Raw genomic sequence first — 971 nt, 5'->3', positions numbered from 1 at the left:
CGAGGCGAGCGGCGAGCCAGCCCCCCCCCAGGCTGCACCTGCCAGCAAGCCGGCGGCAGAGCCTGCCCCGGCGCCGGCCAGCCAGGCGAACGGCGCGCTCGAGCAGATTCTCGGTAACCCTTGGCTGCTGTGGCTGATCGCCGGGTCTGCCATTCTTGTCCTGGCACTGCTGTTGTGGTTGCTGGCGCGCAAGCGCAAGGCTCAACAAGAGGCGGAAAAGCACCTGCGCATGGCGCGGGCGCTGGAAGAAGAGCAGGGCACCGGTTTCGATACCGACACCGAAAGCTTCGACGGCGTCGAAGTGGCCGAGCCGAGCGTCACCTTGTCGCCTGCAGTGGTCGCCGCATCGGCCGCCGCTGCCGTGGCTGCGGGAAAAGTGGCCGAACCGGCTGGCGCCCNNCCGCCTGCCGCAGAGCCACCGGCAGACCCTCACGCCGCGCTGCTGGCGGAGGTCGACCAGTGCCTGGCCGAGGGGCGCCTGAACCGTGCCGCCGATTTGCTGGAGCCTGCCGTGGCCGCTGCCCCGGCCCGTGATGACCTGCGCCTGAAGCTGATGGACGTGTATGCGCGCCAGGGTGATCAGACGGCCTTCGCCGAACAGGAGCGCCAGCTGCAAGACGGCGAGCACAATGGCGCCGCTGTGGCCGAGTTGAAAGAACGCTACCCAGCCATGCTGGGCCTGGCAGCTGCCGGCCTGGGCGCGGCAGCTTTGGCTGCCGAAATGGACGAGCAGTACGTGCAGGAGTTGTTGCACGATGACGCCGCGGCGCCGGTGGTTGCCGATGGGGTGCCTGAGCAGGTGCCAGAGCTCGAACCGCAGGCAGTGGCTGAGCCGGAGGTTGGCGCTGAGCCTGATGCCGGGCTGGACCCTCTCGATGAAGTGCCTATCCTGGACGTCGCCGGCCTGGAGGATCAGGGGCTGGGCGAGCCGGACCTGGACCATGCCTTTGACCTTGGCCTTGGGGAAGACC

At 68.9% G+C, this 971-nt stretch carries 1 protein-coding gene; it reads left to right on the top strand.

All coding sequences use genetic code 11. The features are described from left to right. Positions 1-971, top strand: a 971-nt coding sequence (locus G1E_RS30040) for a FimV family protein (protein ID WP_371259967.1), incomplete at both ends; no start/stop codon positions are given.

Origin of the sequence: Pseudomonas sp. TJI-51 (assembly GCF_000190455.2) — a bacterium.
GTDB classification, from domain to species: Bacteria; Pseudomonadota; Gammaproteobacteria; order Pseudomonadales; family Pseudomonadaceae; genus Aquipseudomonas; species Aquipseudomonas juntendi.
The sequence above is the reverse complement of the archived record's forward strand: the minus strand, read 5'-3'. Positions and strand labels throughout refer to the sequence as shown.